This is a genomic window from Herbaspirillum sp. GCM10030257 (assembly GCF_042666555.1).
Taxonomy (GTDB): domain Bacteria; phylum Pseudomonadota; class Gammaproteobacteria; order Burkholderiales; family Burkholderiaceae_D; genus Noviherbaspirillum.
Genome location: NZ_JBHTDH010000024.1, coordinates 43,292 through 60,638, shown reverse-complemented (window position 1 = coordinate 60,638; position 17,347 = coordinate 43,292). Strand labels below are relative to the sequence as shown.

Annotated in this window: 14 protein-coding genes; 1 reads left to right on the top strand and 13 read right to left on the bottom strand. The window is 62.9% G+C overall.

Annotation, left to right across the window (positions count from 1 at the left end; translation table 11 throughout):
- Positions 1–130 precede the first annotated feature (130 nt).
- The 3 genes from ACFQUU_RS23780 to ACFQUU_RS23770 form a co-directional block, all read right to left on the bottom strand.
- The gene (locus ACFQUU_RS23780; RefSeq protein ID WP_382250603.1) at positions 131–1,315 is read right to left on the bottom strand and encodes an acyl-CoA dehydrogenase family protein; all 1,185 of its coding nucleotides are present in this window, start codon (positions 1,313–1,315) and stop codon (positions 131–133) included.
- A 73-nt stretch (positions 1,316–1,388) separates the two neighbouring features.
- Positions 1,389–2,597, bottom strand: coding sequence for an acyl-CoA dehydrogenase family protein (locus tag ACFQUU_RS23775; protein WP_382250602.1), 1,209 nt, complete (start codon positions 2,595–2,597; stop codon positions 1,389–1,391).
- Between the two features lie 26 nt (positions 2,598–2,623).
- Positions 2,624–3,664 carry a phosphotransferase gene (locus tag ACFQUU_RS23770; protein WP_382250606.1) on the bottom strand — a complete coding sequence of 347 codons (1,041 nt, stop codon included), beginning with the start codon at positions 3,662–3,664 and terminating at the stop codon, positions 2,624–2,626.
- 230 nt (positions 3,665–3,894) lie between these two features.
- On the opposite strand from ACFQUU_RS23770, the gene ACFQUU_RS23765 reads away from it, so the two are divergent.
- Complete coding sequence (locus ACFQUU_RS23765; RefSeq protein ID WP_382250601.1) at positions 3,895–4,503, top strand: methyltransferase domain-containing protein; 609 nt, start codon at positions 3,895–3,897, stop codon at positions 4,501–4,503.
- Here the strand turns inward: ACFQUU_RS23765 and ACFQUU_RS23760 are convergent.
- The 10 genes from ACFQUU_RS23760 to ACFQUU_RS23715 form a co-directional block, all read right to left on the bottom strand.
- Entirely contained in the window at positions 4,500–5,312 is an 813-nt protein-coding gene (locus tag ACFQUU_RS23760; RefSeq protein WP_382250600.1) for a crotonase/enoyl-CoA hydratase family protein, read from the bottom strand. The genes ACFQUU_RS23765 and ACFQUU_RS23760 overlap by 4 nt on opposite strands.
- Before the next feature lie 13 nt (positions 5,313–5,325).
- Entirely contained in the window at positions 5,326–7,347 is a 2,022-nt protein-coding gene (locus ACFQUU_RS23755) for an FAD-dependent oxidoreductase (protein WP_382250599.1), read from the bottom strand.
- Positions 7,344–7,940, bottom strand: coding sequence for a DUF2889 domain-containing protein (locus ACFQUU_RS23750; protein WP_382250598.1), 597 nt, complete (start codon positions 7,938–7,940; stop codon positions 7,344–7,346). The genes ACFQUU_RS23755 and ACFQUU_RS23750 overlap by 4 nt, the downstream gene beginning before the upstream one ends.
- A gap of 10 nt (positions 7,941–7,950) precedes the next feature.
- Complete coding sequence (locus ACFQUU_RS23745) at positions 7,951–8,772, bottom strand: SDR family oxidoreductase (RefSeq protein WP_382250597.1); 822 nt, start codon at positions 8,770–8,772, stop codon at positions 7,951–7,953.
- Position 8,773: 1 nt separating this feature from the next.
- The gene (locus tag ACFQUU_RS23740; RefSeq protein WP_382250596.1) at positions 8,774–10,585 is read right to left on the bottom strand and encodes an acyclic terpene utilization AtuA family protein; all 1,812 of its coding nucleotides are present in this window, start codon (positions 10,583–10,585) and stop codon (positions 8,774–8,776) included.
- Between the two features lie 18 nt (positions 10,586–10,603).
- Positions 10,604–11,377 carry an enoyl-CoA hydratase/isomerase family protein gene (locus ACFQUU_RS23735; protein WP_382250595.1) on the bottom strand — a complete coding sequence of 258 codons (774 nt, stop codon included), beginning with the start codon at positions 11,375–11,377 and terminating at the stop codon, positions 10,604–10,606.
- 67 nt (positions 11,378–11,444) lie between these two features.
- On the bottom strand, positions 11,445–13,427 hold the full coding sequence (locus ACFQUU_RS23730) for an acetyl-CoA carboxylase biotin carboxylase subunit (protein ID WP_382250594.1): 1,983 nt from the start codon (positions 13,425–13,427) through the stop codon (positions 11,445–11,447).
- Positions 13,428–13,461: 34 nt separating this feature from the next.
- Positions 13,462–14,616: an acyl-CoA dehydrogenase family protein gene (locus tag ACFQUU_RS23725; protein WP_382250593.1), complete on the bottom strand. Its 1,155-nt coding sequence runs from the start codon at positions 14,614–14,616 to the stop codon at positions 13,462–13,464.
- Positions 14,617–14,647: 31 nt separating this feature from the next.
- Positions 14,648–16,270: an acyl-CoA carboxylase subunit beta gene (locus ACFQUU_RS23720; RefSeq protein WP_382250592.1), complete on the bottom strand. Its 1,623-nt coding sequence runs from the start codon at positions 16,268–16,270 to the stop codon at positions 14,648–14,650.
- 170 nt (positions 16,271–16,440) lie between these two features.
- The gene (locus ACFQUU_RS23715; protein ID WP_382250591.1) at positions 16,441–17,337 is read right to left on the bottom strand and encodes a phosphatidylglycerol lysyltransferase domain-containing protein; all 897 of its coding nucleotides are present in this window, start codon (positions 17,335–17,337) and stop codon (positions 16,441–16,443) included.
- Between the last annotated feature and the right edge of the window lie 10 nt (positions 17,338–17,347).

Sequence of the window (17,347 nt, the reverse complement as noted above, 5' to 3'; positions counted from 1 at the left end):
CACTCTGCATTGCAGTGGGCAACACCGGCCGAATTCGCCCGTCTGGCAAGGAATAGCGCCTTGTCTGCACCCACAACGGAGCCGAAATTTTCTGCGTTAGCCCGGTACTAATTCCGGGATACGGTCACTGCTAGAGCCCGAGCTGCTTTGCCGCGAGATCCTTCATGATCTCGACCGAGCCGCCACCGATCATGTTCACCTTTACCTCACGATAGATGCGTTCCGGACGTGTCCCGCGCATGTATCCCATTCCGCCGAGGATCTGCACCGCTTCATCCGCGCAGAACTGCATGGTCTGCATTGCCAGGTTCTTCAGCATCGCGGTCTGCGCTACCAGAAGGCGCGGGTCGCCGATTTTGTGCTCGACCCGCCATGCAAGGTCCTCCAGCATGCAGCGCACTGATTCGATTTTCATGCTCATGTCCACCAGCTTGTGGCGGATCACCTGGCGTTCGACGATAGGCAGGCCAAATGTCTTGCGCTGGCGCGCCCAGTCCAGCGCATCGGCATAGCAGACCTGCGCGAAGCCGTAGGCGCCGGCGGCCATGAACAGGCGTTCGGAATTAAAGTTGCGCATGACAATGCGGAAGCCTTCGTTTTCTACACCAAGGAGGTTTGCCGCCGGGACACGGCAGTTCTCGAAGTGCAGATGCGCGGTGTCGGACGCCCACCAGCCCATCTTGTCTAGCGGGGTACGGGTGATACCCGGCGTGCCGCCCTCGACCAGTAGCAGCGAGACGCCGCCGGCGCCCTTGACGTCGGGGTTGGTGCGCACCGCAATGGTAATGTAATCGGCACGGATGCCGGAAGTGATGAAAGTTTTTTCGCCATTGACGATATAGTGGTCACCGTCCAGCACTGCAGTCGTGCGAAGGCCCGCAACGTCGGAACCGCCACCAGGTTCGGTGATGGCCAGCGCCGAAATCTTCTGGCCGGCCAGCACCCCGGGGAGCATCCGCGCTTTCAGTTCCTCCGAGCCGGCGTGCAGCACCGGCGGGGTGCCGATGGTATGCGAGAACAGGGAGGCGCTGACACCGCCACAACCGGCGCGCGCCACTTCCTCGCCTACGATTATCTGGTAAAACACGTCGGCGGGCGTGCCGCCATACTGTTCCGGATAGCCGATACCCAGCAAGCCAACTTCAGCCGCCTTGCGATACAGTTCGCGCGGGAAGCTGCCCGCCTCATCCCACTCATTGACGAAAGGCGCGATTTCATGGGCAACAAAATTGCGTACCATGTCGCGGAACTGTTCATGGTCCGGAGTGTAATAGTGCGTGTTGCGGGTGGCAGAAAGCAAGAGGTTGTCGGTCATGGCATGGTCATGGTGGACTAGGGCAATTGAATGTTAAAGCGATCACGGCAAACGGTCTTGCGTCAACCTGCTTTCATCGGTATTTGCGCAGCTCCAGCTTGCCGATCTGATTGCGGTGGACTTCGTCGGGACCGTCGGCAATGCGCAGCAGGCGGGCCGTTGCGTAGGCCGCGGCGAGCCCGAAATCATTCGTGACACCGGCGCCGCCGAAGGCCTGGATCGCCCAGTCGATCACCTGGCAAGCCATGTTTGGCGCTGCCACCTTGATCATTGCAATCTGCGCCCTGGCGACCTTGTTGCCGACGGTATCCATCATGTGTGCCGCATGAAGCGTCAGCAGCCGACACTGGTCGATCATGATGCGCGACTCGGCAATGCGCTCCAGCGTGACCGTCTGCTCGGCGACCGGCATGCCAAAGGCGACCCGCTCCTGGGTGCGCCGACACATTTTTTCCAGCGCACGTTCGGACAGGCCGACCAGGCGCATGCAGTGATGGATGCGGCCCGGCCCAAGGCGACCCTGCGCGATCTCGAAGCCCCGACCTTCACCGAGCAGGAGATTGGATGCCGGCACACGCACATTCTCGAAAACGACTTCGGCGGCGCGGTCCGGCACGCCATAGAAGCCGAATACTGGCAGCGGACGGATCACGTTGACGCCCGGCGTGTCCAGCGGCACCAGGATCATGGATTGCTGCTTGTGCTTCTCCGGATGGTCGGGATCGGTCTTGCCCATGAAGATCATGATCTTGCAGCGGGGGTCGGTGGCGCCGGTGGTGAACCACTTGCGACCGTTAATCACGTATTCATCGCCGTCCTTTTGAATCGAGGCCTGGATATTGGTGGCGTCGCTGGATGCCACTGCCGGTTCGGTCATTGCGAATGCGGATCGGATGCGCCCTTCCAGCAGCGGCTGCAGCCACTGACGCTTGTGTTCCTCAGTCCCGTAACGGGCCAGCACTTCCATGTTGCCGGTGTCGGGCGCAGAACAGTTGAAGACTTCCGGCGCCAGGTGCGATCGCCCCATGATCTCGCACAGTGGCGCGTACCCAAGATTGGTCAGGCCGGCGCCGTGCTCCGACTCCGGCAGGAACAGGTTCCACAGGCCTTGTTCGCGTGCAAGCGCCTTCAGTTCCTCCACCACCGGCTGCACGCCCCATGGGCCCTCGGTGTTCGATTCCTTGTAGTAGCGGTCTTCGTTCGGATAGACATGTTCATCCATGAACGCATTCAGGCGCGCTTGCAGTTCCTGGACTTTGGGGGACGGCGTGAGCAGATCCATATGAGCCTTTCAGTGAAATAGTTGTGTCAGCGATTGCGCACTGCCGTTGCCTGCCGCCAGCCGGCTTCCGCGATCGGCCGGGCCTTGCGACCGGTCTCCAGGGCATCGGCGCTTGACGCATTGCCGTCGAGTGCCCGCTTGACGATGCCCTGCAGGATCGCGGCAAGGCGAAACATGCTGTAGGCAAGATAAAAATCCCATTCCTCACGGGAAATCGAGCCACGGCCGGTGCGCCGGCAATACTGGTCGAGGTAGGTTTGCTCGTCCGGTATCCCGAGCGCTGCCAGATCCGCGCCGCGCATGCCGCGAAACTCCTCCGCGGACAGGCGCCATGTGAGTGCGTGATAGGCGAAGTCGGCAAGCGGATGGCCCAGCGTCGACAGTTCCCAGTCGAGAACGGCGACGATGCGCGGTTCGGTCGGATGAAATATCAGGTTGTCGAGGCGCAGGTCGCCGTGCACGATGGCGTTCTCGTCGGCGGCTGGAATGTGCTCGGGGAGCCACGCGATCAAGGCATCCATGGCCACGATGGTTTCCGTTTCCGAGGCCTGGTACTGTTTGGTCCAGCGCGCGATCTGGCGTTCAAAGTAATTGCCGGGACGACCGAAGTCGCCGAGCCCGGCGGCGGCCGGGTCGATGCCGTGCAGCGCGGCGACGACACGGTTCATGTCGTCGTAGATCGCGGCGCGTTCGGGAGGCTGTATGCCGGGTAGCGTGGGGTCCCACAGTACCCTTCCGGCAACGAACTCCATCACGTAGAACGGCGTGCCGATGATCGCACTGTCAGTGCACAGGCAATAGGTGCGCGCAACGGGTACCTCGCTGCCGTGCAAGGCGGTGATGACCCGGTATTCACGCTCCACCGCATGGGCGGACGGAAGCAGCACCCCGGACGGCTTCTTGCGCAACACGTAGCGCTGCCCGGGCGTCTCCAGCAGGTAGGTCGGGTTGGACTGGCCGTCGGAGAAACGCCGCGTCTGTAGCGGGCCGGCAAAGCCTTCCACGTGCGCTTCCAGGTATTGCTGCAGGCGGGCAGCATCGAAGTCCTGGTCCCGACCCTCAGTCATGTCGTCACTTGCGATTGCGTTCACCCGGGTCTCCTGTGCAGGGGCGCCGCTGCATGGGCTGGCGCCATGCAGAAAGTGTAGGCGAGTTCCAGCCGGGGACCGTGAATTCAGCAGGTTAACGCAAGGACCGGGCTCATCGCAGCGCGGAAAAGGGCGGCGTGGCAGGCTGGCACAAGACGGCCGATGACGGGCGCGGCATCATGGTAGCGAAAACAACAAGGGAGAAAGCAATGGCAGGTCCCACTCGCGATTTCTGGGAAGCACGTTTTTCCTCGGGCAGCATGCCGTGGGACCGGGGCGGCCCGAATCCGCAACTGCAGTGCTGGATCGATGCCGGCTGTATCACGGCAGAGCAACGGGTCATCGTCCCCGGCTGTGGGCAGGGATGGGAAGTTGCCGCCATGGCAAGGGCCGGCATCCGGGTGACGGGGCTCGACTATGCGCCTGCAGCGATCGATGCATGCCGCGCGCTTCTCACTGCCAATCAGCTCGACGCGCAATTGTGCGTGGCCGACGTGCTCGCGTGGAAGCCGCCGATGCCGGTCGACGCTGTCTATGAACAGACTTGCCTGTGCGCGCTACATCCCGATCATTGGCAGCGTTATGCAGAACAACTCCATGCCTGGCTACGACCGGGCGGCAGCCTGATGATGCTGGTGGCGCAGGTGCCGTCGGAAGGATCGGCGCACGGCTTCATCAAGGGGCCGCCTTACCATTGCGACATCAACGCGATGCGTTCCCTGTTTCCGGCATCCCGCTGGGACTGGCCGAAGCCGCCCTATCCTCGTTCACCCGTCGGGCCGGGAACCGAACTGGCGCTCGTGCTGACCAGACTTTAATCTCGGTAGACGGGCCGGCGCTGCTCGCGCTGCGCCGCCAGCGCCTCTTCGAGATCCGCAGACAGCAGCATCCCCGCATTCCAGGTGGCAATGTAGTTCAGGCCATCCTCAACGGAATGGTCGCGCACATAGGTGATCATTTCCTTGGTTCCGCGCACCGCCAGCGGTGACTTCGCTGCGATGCTGCGCGCAGTGTCGTCGACGCCCTGCACCAGCGCGTCGATCGAATCGTAGGCGCGGTTGACCAGTCGGATTTCCTGTGCTTCGGTGGCTGCGACACGGCGTGCGGTATAGGACAGTTCGCGCGCCATGCCTTCACCGATGAGCTTGGGCAAGCGCTGCAGCGTACCAACGTCGGCAGTGAGGCCGACGTCGACCTCCTTCACGGAAAAGTAGGCATCGGCGCTGCAGTAGCGCAGGTCACAGGCGCTGGCAATATCGATGCCACCGCCGACACATGCGCCGTGGATGCGCGCAATCACCGGCTTGCGGCAACGCTCGATGGCGGTGACCGCGTCTTGCAGGTCCAGAATCATCAGACGCACCTGCTCGGCACCTCGTCCACGGCATTCGACTGCGGCAAAGCGTTGCAGCGCCTCCAGCATGGACAGGTCGATGCCGGCGCAGAAATGACGGCCCGCGCCGGACAGGATAGCGACGCGCACCGCCTCGGTGCGGTCCACCCATTGCATGGCGGCGCGCAGTTCCTGCCACATGCGGTCATCGATGGCATTGGCCTTGTCCGGGCGGTTCAGCTCCAGGTAGGCAAGCGGGCCATCCTGCCGGATCCGGATTGTCGTGAATTCCATGGCTACCCTCTCGCTAATTCAGTTCCATCGCCACGCGCGTGCCTTCCGCGATGGCACGTACCGCATCCAGTTCCGCCGCGACCCGCGCACCGCCGATCAGATGCGTTGCCAATCCATGCTGACGCAGGGCTGCATGCAGGTCCGCCAGCGGCTCCTGCCCGGCGCATACCACGATGGTGTCGACTTCCAGCACGCGCGGCTCGCCGCGCACACGGATGTGCAGTCCCGCATCGTCGATGCGCTCATACTCGACCCCGGCCAGCATGGCGACATTGCGCCGGGCCAGCAGGGTGCGCCGTATCCAGCCCGTGGTCTTGGCCAATCGCTCGCCGACCCGCTCGTCCTTTCGCTGCAGCAGCCACACCTGGCGCGACGAGCGTTCTTCCTCCGGGGCCTGCAGTCCGCCCCGATTTTTCACGTCCGCCTCGACGCCCCATTCCTGGTGAAATCGCTGCACCGGTTCGCTGTCGTCATCCTGGTGCGTGAGCAGTTCGGCCACGTCGAAGCCAATGCCTCCTGCGCCGATGATCGCCACCCTCGCGCCCGGCGTGCGCCGGCCTTCGATGATGTCGATGTAGCTGGCGACGGTCGCATGTTCGATGCCGGGAATCGCCGGGTTGCGTGGCGTCACGCCGGTGGCGATGACCACCTCGTCGAACTCTCCCCGTTGCAGTTGAGCGGCTGTTACCCGCTGGTTCAGGCGCAGCTCTACATCCAGCACCTGCAGTCGGCGGCGGTAATAGCGCAGGGTTTCGCCAAATTCTTCCTTGCCGGGTATCTTGCGCGCGTAGTTGAACTGTCCGCCGATGTCCGGCCCGGCTTCGAACAAGGTCACCCGGTGTCCGCATTCGGCGGCCGTGACCGCACATGCCAGCCCTGCCGGCCCCGCGCCGACGACGGCGACGCGGCGACGGGCGGGTGCTGGCCGTATTTGCAATTCCGTCTCATGGCAGGCGCGGGGGTTGACCATGCAGGTCGTCAGCCTGCCGCTGAAAATATTGTCGAGACAAGCTTGGTTGCAGGCAATGCAGGTATTGATCTCTTCCGCCCTGCCCTCGGCCGCCTTGCGCACAAAATGCGCATCGGCAAGAAAGGGGCGCGCCATCGACACCATATCGGCTGTGCCTTGGGCCAGGATGTGCTCGGCAACTGCCGGGTCATTGATGCGATTGCTCGCGACAACCGGTATCGACAGCACGGACTTGATGCGCGCAGTCAGGTCGATGAAGGCTGCGCGCGGAACCATGGTGGCGATAGTCGGGATGCGCGCCTCGTGCCAGCCCACACCGCTGTTGATGATGGTCGCACCCGCGTGCTCGATTGCCACGGCAAGCGCGGCGATTTCGTCCCAGGTGCTGCCGCCTTCGACGAGGTCGAGCAAGGACAGGCGATAGATCAGGATGAAATCCTTACCGGCCGCCTGGCGTGCCCGCCGCACGCTTTCGACTGCGAAACGGATACGGTTTTCCAAAGAGCCACCCCAGCGATCACTGCGCTGGTTGGCCCGCGGCACCAGGAACTGGTTGATCAGGTAGCCTTCCGATCCCATCACTTCGACGCCGTCGTAACCGACGGAGCGTGCCAGCCATGCAGCACGCGCGTAATCGTCGAGTGTACGCTCGATGTCGTCCTCGCTCATTTCGCGCGGCGTCGCCTTTGAGATCGGTGAGCGCAGCGCGGACGGGGCCACGCCTTGTCCATGATGTGCATAGCGTCCGGCATGCAGCAATTGCATCGCGATGCGCCCACCCGCCGCGTGCACGGCTTCAGTGATCTCGCGATGCGGCGCTGCATCCTCTTCGGTCTCGAACTTGCGCATGCCTTGCCACATGTTGCCTTCGGCATTCGGCGACAGGCCACCCGTGACGATCAGGCCGACGCCGCCGGCGGCACGTTCGGCATAGAAGGCCGCCATGCGCGCGAAACCGTCGGGATGCTCTTCCAGGCCGGTATGCATGGAACCCATGAGGACCCGATTCGGCAAAGTGCAAAAGCCGAGGTCCAGCGGTGCAAGCAGATGCGGATAGGCGCTCATGTTTCCTCATTCAGTATTTGGCGTGAGCCGTCATTGCTGTTTTGGCCGTTGGTCTCCGTCCGTGGACGGTACCAGCGTGGATGAAACTGTGCGACGATCGGACCGCTGGTGTCGAGCGCGTGGCAGCCGTCCAGGCTGAACGGCTTGACGTCTTCCTGCCGCGGGACTTGTCCCACGAGCGCCTGGATGACGCCGGTACCCATGGTCAGCAGCAACTCGGTCAGATGCGTGCATCCACTCACGCCGGCCAGCAGCCGGCGCACCGCCGAGCGGAATCCTGGCCCTACGCGCAGGCCGACCAGTTCTTCATACTTCGGGGTGATGGTGGCGCAACTGCGGCCAAAGGGCGCGGCGGCGGTGCTGGCGGCAACGGCAACGATGGTGGCGCCTGCGTCCACGGTCAGCCGCAGCCGCATGTCGTGTATTGGTTCGCCGGCCGGTAGCGGGCCGCGCGGTAGCGTAATGTCATGCGCGCGCATGTCCTGTAGCTGGCCCTCGACATCGTACAGGCCGTCTGCGCGGCGGTAGGCCTGGATAGCGATGGTGCGCGTATGGATGGGCTCGCGTTCTTCCTCCGGATGCGGTAAGGGCACGCTGCCTCCCTCAAGGTGTGACGAACAGGTCGATTTGCGGCGCGTCACCGGGACTTACGCTGTACGCGTCAAAGTCGCTGAGGCCGGCCTCGCGCAGTACCTGTTCATCGAGATACAGCCTGCCGCTGCACTGCTTGCTGTCGGAAGTCAGAATCCGGTAGGCGGCATCGGCCATGATGTCCGGTATCCGTCCCTGTTCGGCAGCGCCCTGTCGGGCAACGTTGAGAGCGGCGGTCGCGATGATGGTGCGCGGCCAGAGACCATTGACCGCAATGCCGAATCTACGAAATTCCTCAGCCATGCCCAGTGCCAGCATGCTCATTCCGTACTTGGATGCGGTGTAGGCGGGATGCGGTCCCAGCCACTTGGGGTCGAGGTCGATTGGCGGCGACAGCACCAGTACATGCGGATTGGCTGCCTGTTTCAGGTATGGGAGGCAGGCCTGGGTGCAGGCGAACGTGCCGCGCATGTTGATGTCCATCATCAGGTCGTAGCGCTTCAAGGAAGTTTCCTCGGTACCGGTGATGCTGATGGCGCTGGCATTGTTGACCAGGATGTCGATGCTGCCGAAGCGTTGCACCGCCTTGTCCACCGCTGCCCTGACCTGCTCTTCGTCCCGCACGTCGACTACCACCGGCAGCGCTTGTCCGCCAGCCTGCTCGATTTCTTCGGCAGCGCTGAAGATGGTGCCGGGCAGGCGCGGATCAGGTTCGGCTGTCTTGGCCGCAACCACAATCCTCGCGCCATCACGTGCGGCGCGCAGTGCGATCGCCTTGCCGATGCCACGGCTGGCGCCGGTGATGAACAGGGTCTTGTCCTTGAGTGTACCCATCTTATGCTTCCAGTTCGCGTGCGAGCGCGTCCGGCACAGCGACCGGCATGTCGAGCAGCATCTGCGCCATGCCCTTGCCGAGCGGGTCCATTCGCATCGATGCCGTCCCGCCGCCATCGAGCGCGTCATGCAGCAGGAAGTTGCAGGCATGGATGCCGGGCAGCGCATAGCGCATCACCTCGCCGCGCACCATGTGGGCGAAATATTGTTTTACCGCCTGCGGCGTCAGCTGGCTCTGGATCAGCGGCAGGTATTCCGGCTTGCGCGCAATCACACCGATGTTGGAGATATTGCCCTTGTCGCCGCTGCGCGCCCAGGCCAGGCGCACCAGCGGAACCGAGCGCGTGCCGCTGGCTGCTACAGATGCCGATGCGTCGACGGTGTCAGGTGCCGTGGGCGCAATCGGCGCGCCCGCCACGGGCACTTCCACAGTTGTACTCTCGCTGCCCATGGCGACGCTGATCCTGACCTCGCGTTTCGGCAACGTGAAAGCAAACTGCTTGATCAGCGGCGACGCCGATGGCCGGGCGAGCGCCGGGCCGGTGGTGCCTGGCGACCAGGAGGTGCCGGCCGGTGCGATTTCACGCGCGAAGATTTCCAGCGCCTGCTTCGATACGTGGTTGACGGCTACCCGCATCATCACCTCGCGCGATGCGCCGGTGCGGGCGTGCGGGCCGTAGGATGTCTCTGCACCGATGATTTCGACGTGCGATGCGCTGTAATCCGGCAGCCCAAGTTTTTTGAAAATACCGCGCGTGCGCTCCAGGATGGCTTCACCGGTGCGGCGGGCCTTGCCGGCGGCGCCGATGCCGATGATCACCAGCGTGCCGGCGCAGCGGTAGCCATCCATGTAGGTGGCCGACACCTTGTAGGAATCGGTCGGCGGCTTGCCGCGCGCACCCGCCACCCGCACCCGGTTTTCGCCTTCCTGAATTATCCTGACTTCGCGGAAGTCGCACACCACGTCGGGCAGCACGTACGCGCCCGGATCGCCGATCTCGTACAGCATCTGTTCCGCCACTGCAGGGGCCAGCACGCGGCCACCGGTGTCGTCCGGCTTGGTGACGAAAAAGCTGCCGTCGGCATGACATTCGATCACCGGGTAGCCGATGTTGGCCCAGTCGGGAACATTCTCCCAGTCGGTGTGCAGGCCGCCGGTTGCCTGGCAGCCGCATTCGATGATGTGGCCGGCGAGGCTGCCAGCTGCGAGAAGATCATGGTCGCCGGCGCTCCAGCCGAATTCATGCATCAACGGACCGAGCGTGACCGCGCTGTCGACGCAGCGCCCGGTAATCACGACATCCGCGCCGGCGGCAAGCGCCTGGGCGACCGGCAGAGCGCCAAGATAGGCATTGGCACTGAGGATGCGTTCCGGTAAAGGCTCGCCGGTGAACATGTCCTTGAGCCCGGCTTCGCGCAGTGCGGGAATGCGGCCGCTGACATCGTCGCCCTCGACCACCGCGATCTTAAGCTGCACGCCCATTTCATCAGCCAGCCTGGCGAGCGCATCGGCGCAACCGCGTGGATTGATGCCGCCAGCGTTGCTGACCACCTTGATGCCATGCCGGCCAAGCTCGGGCAGCACACTTTTCATGGCAACCTCGACGAAGTCGGTGGCATAACCGAGTTCGGGCTTCTTGCCACGGGCCGAGGCAAGGATAGCCATCGTGAGTTCGGCCAGGTAATCGAACACAAGGTAGTCGATGCGCGCTCCGCCTGCCAATCCGTTGACCAGTTGCGCGGCGGCCACCGAGCTGTCGCCCCAGAAGCCCGATGCGCCACCGATGCGGACCACTTTACCGTTTGCTTGCATATGCCCTTCTCCTTGTGTTCAGCGTCCGGTCCAGACCGGCTTGCGCTTTTCGTTGAAGGCGGCCAGGCCTTCCTTTGCGTCCTCGGTCAGCGCGAGCAGGGCGATCTGGCTTTCGGTATAGGCGATGCCCTGTTCAAAGGACATCGATGCCATCGCATGCATTGCGTACTTGCCGCGCCGGATGGCGGTCGGCGACTTGTCGGTCAGGCGGTTTAATAGCCAGTGTGTTTTTTCGTCCAGTTCCGCCGCCGGCACGACGTAATTCAGCAGTCCGTGCGCTTGCGCAGTGCGTGCGTCGAAGGGCTCGCCGGTGATGCACCACTCCCGCAGGACGCGCTGCGGCACCAGATTCTGCAGCAGGCTCAGCACCTGCATCGGGAATACGCCGACCTTGACTTCGGGCAATCCAAACAGTACATGGTCCGCAGCCACTGCCATGTCGGCCATACAGAGCAGGCCCATGCCGCCGGCCATGCAGGTCCCGTTGATGCGGGCGATGCTGGGAAGGGTTGCGTCCTGCGCCTGGCGCAGCAGGTCGGCATAGGCGATGTTCGGAGTCGCATAGTCGAACGCGAAGCCTTTGCCCGGCTGCAGGTCGCCTCCGGCGCAGAATGCTTTTTCGCCGGCAGCGGTCAGCACAATGGCGCGCACCTCGGGGTCGGCGTGGGCCAGGCGGTAGCCTTCACGTATGCCGTCGATGACCTCTTGGTTGATGGCATTGCGCTTGTCAGGCCGGTTGATGGTGATCCAGAAGGCGGAGGATTTCTTTTCGTGGAGGACAGGGTCGCTCATGGTGTTCTCGTGAAAGTTGGAGGTCCGGGGCGACAAAAGGCTGCGCCTGCAACAGGTCGCGCCTGCATCATGCCGCCCGCGCGACCTCTGCAGATTCGATCTCGGCGATGACGCGATGCACGGCAACCTGGTCGCCCATGACGGCGGACATCGACTTCACGCGGCCGGCTACAGGTGCGGTGTGGACATGCTCCATCTTCATCGCGTCCAAGGTCAACACCGGCTGCCCCGCCTTTACCATATCCCCGATGGCAACATGGACCGCCACCACGCGCCCGTTCATCGCGGCGCGGATGCGTCCGTCGCTGGCATCTTCGCCCTGAGTCTGGGCAGCATGGGTCAGGTCGACAATACGGTAGGCAGCGCCGCGGAACTGCAGGTGCAGCACACCGCCGTCGCGCGTGAATGCGGCGCTTTCGATCAGTCCGCCGCAGGAAAACCGTACCAGCCCCGCCTGCTGTCCGATTATCTGCAGTTCCTGCTTCTGCTCACCGACGGTCACGCTGAAGCGTCCGCCGCCGCAGTTGACGAGAGTGGCCACGCATTGCTTTCCGTCGACCTCCATGTAGAACGCAATCGGCAGGCGATGGGCGATGTCCACCCCGTTGCCCTTTCCAGCGCCGGGAGAGTCGGTCTGGTAAAGCATGGCGGCAGCAAGCGCATGCGCACGCAGCGTGTTTGCTTCATCGATCTGCAACAGTGCCTCGCCATGCCGGCCGATGAAGCCGGTAGTGGCATCGCCAGCAGCGAAAACCGGATGCGCAAGGCAGCGTGCAAGGAATTCCTGGTTGGTGCGCACGCCCAGAGCCACCGCGTCCTGCAGCGCGGCATGCAGTTTGCGCCGCGCCTCGTCGCGATTGCGACCATAGGCAATCAGCTTGGCGATCATGGAATCGTAATACGGCGGTATTTCGGCGCCTGCTTCTAGTGCATCCTCGACGCGGATGGTGTCCGGCATCTGCCATTGCACCACGGTGCCGCTTTGCGGCATGAAACCCTGGTACGCATCTTCGGCGCACAAACGCACCTCGATTGCGTGGCCTTCCCAGCGCACGTCCTCCTGCCGGATTGGCAGCGGCTCGCCGGCGGCAACACGTAGTTGCAGCTCGACCAGATCGAGGCCAGTGATCGCCTCGGTGACCGGATGCTCGACCTGCAGCCGGGTGTTCATTTCCATGAAATAGAAATTGCCGTCGGCATCGAGCAGGAATTCCAGCGTGCCCGCCCCTTCATACCGGATCGCACGTACGGCGGCCACTGCGGTCTCTCCCATCCGCTGCCGCAGCTCGGCATTGACGGCGGGCGATGGCGCCTCTTCCACCACTTTCTGATGGCGCCTCTGCACCGAGCAGTCACGCTCGCCAAGATGAATCGCATTGCCATGGCGGTCAGCAAACACTTGTATTTCGATATGGCGCGGTTCGACAATGGCTCGCTCCAGGATGACCTCGGGATTGCCGAACGCACTCTGCGCTTCCGACTTGGCGCTTCGTAGAGCGTCCAGAAAGGCGTCATGGGATGTGACCAGGCGCATGCCGCGCCCGCCGCCGCCAGCGGTTGCCTTGATCATGACCGGATAGCCGATCCGGTGCGCCTCTTCATGCAGGCGTCCTTCGCCCTGGTCCGCGCCCTGATAGCCGGGGATGCATGGCACGCCGGCATCCATCATCAGCCGCTTCGCGCCGGCCTTGTTGCCCATCTCCACGATGGCCTGCGGCGAGGGTCCGATGAACACCAGGCCGGCATCGTGGCAGGCTTGCGCAAAGTCTTCGTTTTCCGCGAGAAAGCCGTAGCCGGGGTGGACCGCATCGGCGCCACTGAGACGGGCTGCCTCGATGATGGCCGGGATATTCAGGTAAGACTGGGCGGGCAGGGATTCGCCGATCCAGACCGCCTGGTCCGCCTCGCGCACATGGCGGGCGTTGCGGTCGGCGGTGGAAAAAACGGCAACCGTGCGATAGCCCAGCACGCGTGCGGTACGCATGACGCGCATGGCAATTTCACCGCGGTTGGCGATCAGGATCTTGTGAAACGGAGTGGATGTCTGCATGGCTTTACTTGCGATGAAGGATGGATTGTGCAAATTATTCGGACCGCGGAAAGATACCCATGTACTTGGAAATGATCTGCAGCATAACTTCGTCGGCGCCGCCGCCGATCGAGGTCAGGCGACCATCGCGGAAGGCACGCGAGACCGAGCTCTCCCAGACATAGCCCATGCCGCCCCAGAACTGCAGGCAGCCGTCCGGTACCTCGCGCATCAGGCGCCCGGCCTTGAGCTTGGCCATCGAGGCGACCTCCGTCGCATTCTCGCCGTTGACGACCATCTCGACGCCACGCCACGTGAGCGCGCGCAGCGATTCAACCTCGGTCTTGAGCTCGGCCAGCTTGAAGTACACCCACTGGTTGTCCAGGATGGACTTGCCGAAGGCCTTGCGCTGGCGCGCATAGTCGATGGTGTCGTCGATCACCCGCGGCAGCATGCCGCCGGCGTTGAGCGCTCCCCACAGGCGTTCGATCTGGAACTGTTCCATCTGGTAGATGAAGCCCATGCCTTCTTCGCCGATGCGGTAACGCTGCGGCACCCTTACCTCGTCAAAGTAAAGCTGTGCGGTATCGGACGAATTCATGCCGATCTTGCGCAATTTCTTCGCCACCGATACGCCGGGGGTCTTCATCGGCACCACAATCAATGACTTGTTCTTGTGGGCCGGCCCGTCGGAGGTGTTGGCGAGCACCACGCAAAAGTCGGCCTGAGTGCCGTTGGTGGTCCACATCTTGCCGCCATTGATGATGTAATCATCGCCGTCCCGGCGCGCGGTGGTCTTGATCGAGGCGACGTCGGAACCGCTGCCGACCTCCGACACGCCGAGGCAGGCCACCATCTCGCCGGATATGGCAGGCGCGAGGAATTCCCGGCGCAGGGCGTCGGAGGCGCGCTCGGCAAGCGCCGGCGTCGCCATGTCGGTCTGGACGCCGATGGCCATGGGCACGGCAGCGCCATTGACGTCGCCCAGCGTTTCCGCCAGCACCGCCGCAAACGAATGATCGAGTCCCATGCCACCAAACTCAACCGGCTTGTTCAGTCCGAGCAGGCCCAGCTTTCCCATCTTCCCGAATACCTCGTGGGCCGGGAAAATTTCTGCTTCTTCCCACTCATCCATGTAGGGGTTGATCTCTTCGGCGATGAAGCGCTTGATGGTGCGCCTCATTTCCTCATGTTCGGGGGTCAGTTTCATACATCGGTCTCCGTCATCATGTTCGCCTGACTTACGGGCGTGCCACCGAGAACTGCATTGCATGCGGCTGGCGTACTTGCGCCTCACGGCAGACCGACAGCACATAGGACAGCACCGCGCGGGTGTCGCGTGGATCGATCACGCCATCGTCCAGCAACAGCGCGCTCGTCGTGAAGACATCCATCTGGCTGTCGAAGTTATCGACGATCTTGCGCTGCAGCTTGCCCAGCTGTTCATGGTCGACCTCGGCGCCCTTGCGCTTCATGGCGGCCTCGGTAACGATGGCCATGGTCTGCGCGGCCTGTTCGCCGCCCATCACTGCGGTCTTGGCGTTGGGCCATGAGAAGCAGAAGCGTGGATGAAAACCGCGACCGCACATCCCGTAGTTGCCAGCACCGAAGGATGCGCCGCAATAGATGGTAATCTGCGGAACGGTGGCATTGGTCACTGCCTGGATCATCTTGGAGCCATGCTTGATGCTGCCGATTTCCTCGTAGTGACGCCCCACCATGAAACCGGTCGTGTTGTTGAGGTAAAGGATGGGCACCTGCGCCTGGCAGCAAGCCTGAATGAAATGGGTGGCCTTGGCGGCGCCGGCCGGGTCGATCGGGCCGTTATTTGTGATGATGCCTAGCGGATAGCCGTCGATCATCGCATGGCCGCACACCGTGGCCGAACCGTATCGCGCGCCGAATTCCAGGAAGTCGGAATCGTCGACGATGCGAGCGATCACCTCTTTCATGTCGACCGGGCGCTTGTGATCCATAGGCATGATGCCCAGAAGTTCCTCCTTGTCGTACCGTGGCGACGCGACAACGCGTTCCGATTCACGCGGGACGCCCCGGTTCCATTCCAGCTTGCTCATGATGTCGCGCGCGATGCGCAGCGCATCGCGGTCGTCTTCCGCAAGGTAGTCACCGAGACCGGAAATGCTGGTGTGCATCTCGGCACCGCCCAGTTCTTCCTCGGTTGCAATTTCGCCGGTTGCCGCCTTGAGCAGGGGCGGCCCGGCCAGGAAGGCGCGCGAACGTCCGCGCACCATGATGATGTAGTCCGACAGGCCGGTCTGGTAAGCGCCTCCTGCGGTGGAAGAACCATGTGTCACGGTCAGCACCGGCAAGCCAGCTGCGGACAGGCGCGCAAGATTGCGGAATAAATTGCCACCGCGCACGAAATCTTCGACCCGGTAGGCCATCAGGTTGGCGCCGGCGCTTTCCACCAGCTGCACATAAGGCAATTTGTTTTCCAGCGCCAGTTCCTGCACCCGCAACTGCTTGTCCAGGCCGCGCGGTTGCAGGGCTCCGGCATCGATGCCGGAATCGGAGGCGCACACCATGCAGCGCACGCCGGAAACGTAGCCGATGCCCGCAATCAGGCCGCCGCCCGGGACACTGCGGTCCGGATCGTTGACATCAAGGCCGTAACCGGCCAGCGTCGCCAGCTCCAGAAACGGCGTACCGTGGTCGAGCAGGAGGGCGAGCCGTTCACGCGGCAGCAGCTGGTGCCGCTTTTCGAAGCGCGGCTTGGATGCCGATGAGGTACGCCGGGTGCGCTCCTCCAGTGTACGTACGCGCTCAAGCAATGCCAGCATGCCGCCACGGTTGGTCTGGAAGGATTCACTGCCGGTCGAAATATTGGTTTCGATAATTGCCATGTTTTCTGTGGTCGATGTGTTGGCGACACAGGTCTGGGAGACCCGCTTTTTGCACTTGTGAAATGAAGGTTACCTGCCAGTCTTTGTTGCGTCTTGCGTAAAGTGGCTGATGCGCTGAGACCTGTTTCAGAACCGGAAGAGTCCTGAAGGATGAAGACTTTTTCGGCTGCTTACGCACGCAATGCAACCCGGCATTTCTGCAGCATTGCATGAGGCTGATAGGAACGCTTGGTCTGACGGAAGTTGGGCAGGCCGATGTCCTGTTCGAAGTTGATCCACGCAATATCCTGCGCCTGCATGCAGTAGTGGTGGAACATGTACTGGTAGATGCCCTTGTAGCGGTCGCTTCCCTTGGCAAAGCGCATCGCGGCGGTGCCTGCATTGAGCCGTTGCGCGATGATGAATCCGGCCGGATCGCCGTCGGCATAGTAGATGCGAGCGTCGAAGCCGAAGCGGTCGATCAGCTGCAGTGCCTCGCGGCATGCCGATTCGTCGCCCTCCCCCTGCGCTTTTTCCTTGTCGTGCATCCAGGCTTCGAGCAGCGACTCGGCGTCGCCAATGCGATCAGTGCCGAGGGGATGCGTGGTGACCTGCCATTGGCGCAGCAACTGCTGCATCAGCTGGCGCTTCTTGCGCAGGAGCTCGCCGCGATAGTCACGGAAATTCTGTGCCGCATACAGGTAGTCGGCGTCGTCATCGCACTGCGTGACGCTGAACAGCGATGGGTCGAGCGTGTCTGCGGTAGACGTCGGAACGGGAAAGAAGCAGTCATGCTCGCGTAGCAAGTCTTGAAGAACGGAGACCGGTGCCGCGTTGAGGTCGAACAGCGGCATCAGGTGGCGCACGCCGTCATAGGTGACGCCGGCTATACAGGGCCAGGGGCCGCGCAGGAAACGATAGACGTGGGCGCGGCGGAAGAGATAGAGGTTGGAAAATGCAAACTCCGACAGGCAGGCGCTCCCCATACGCTCGCGCAAGGGGAACAACATTGCGTCGATTTCTTTGCTGTGTTCCAACGTCAGCGGCAGGCTGATGTCGGCCTGCGCGGGAGTGACCGTGTCCAACACGCTCAGCAGT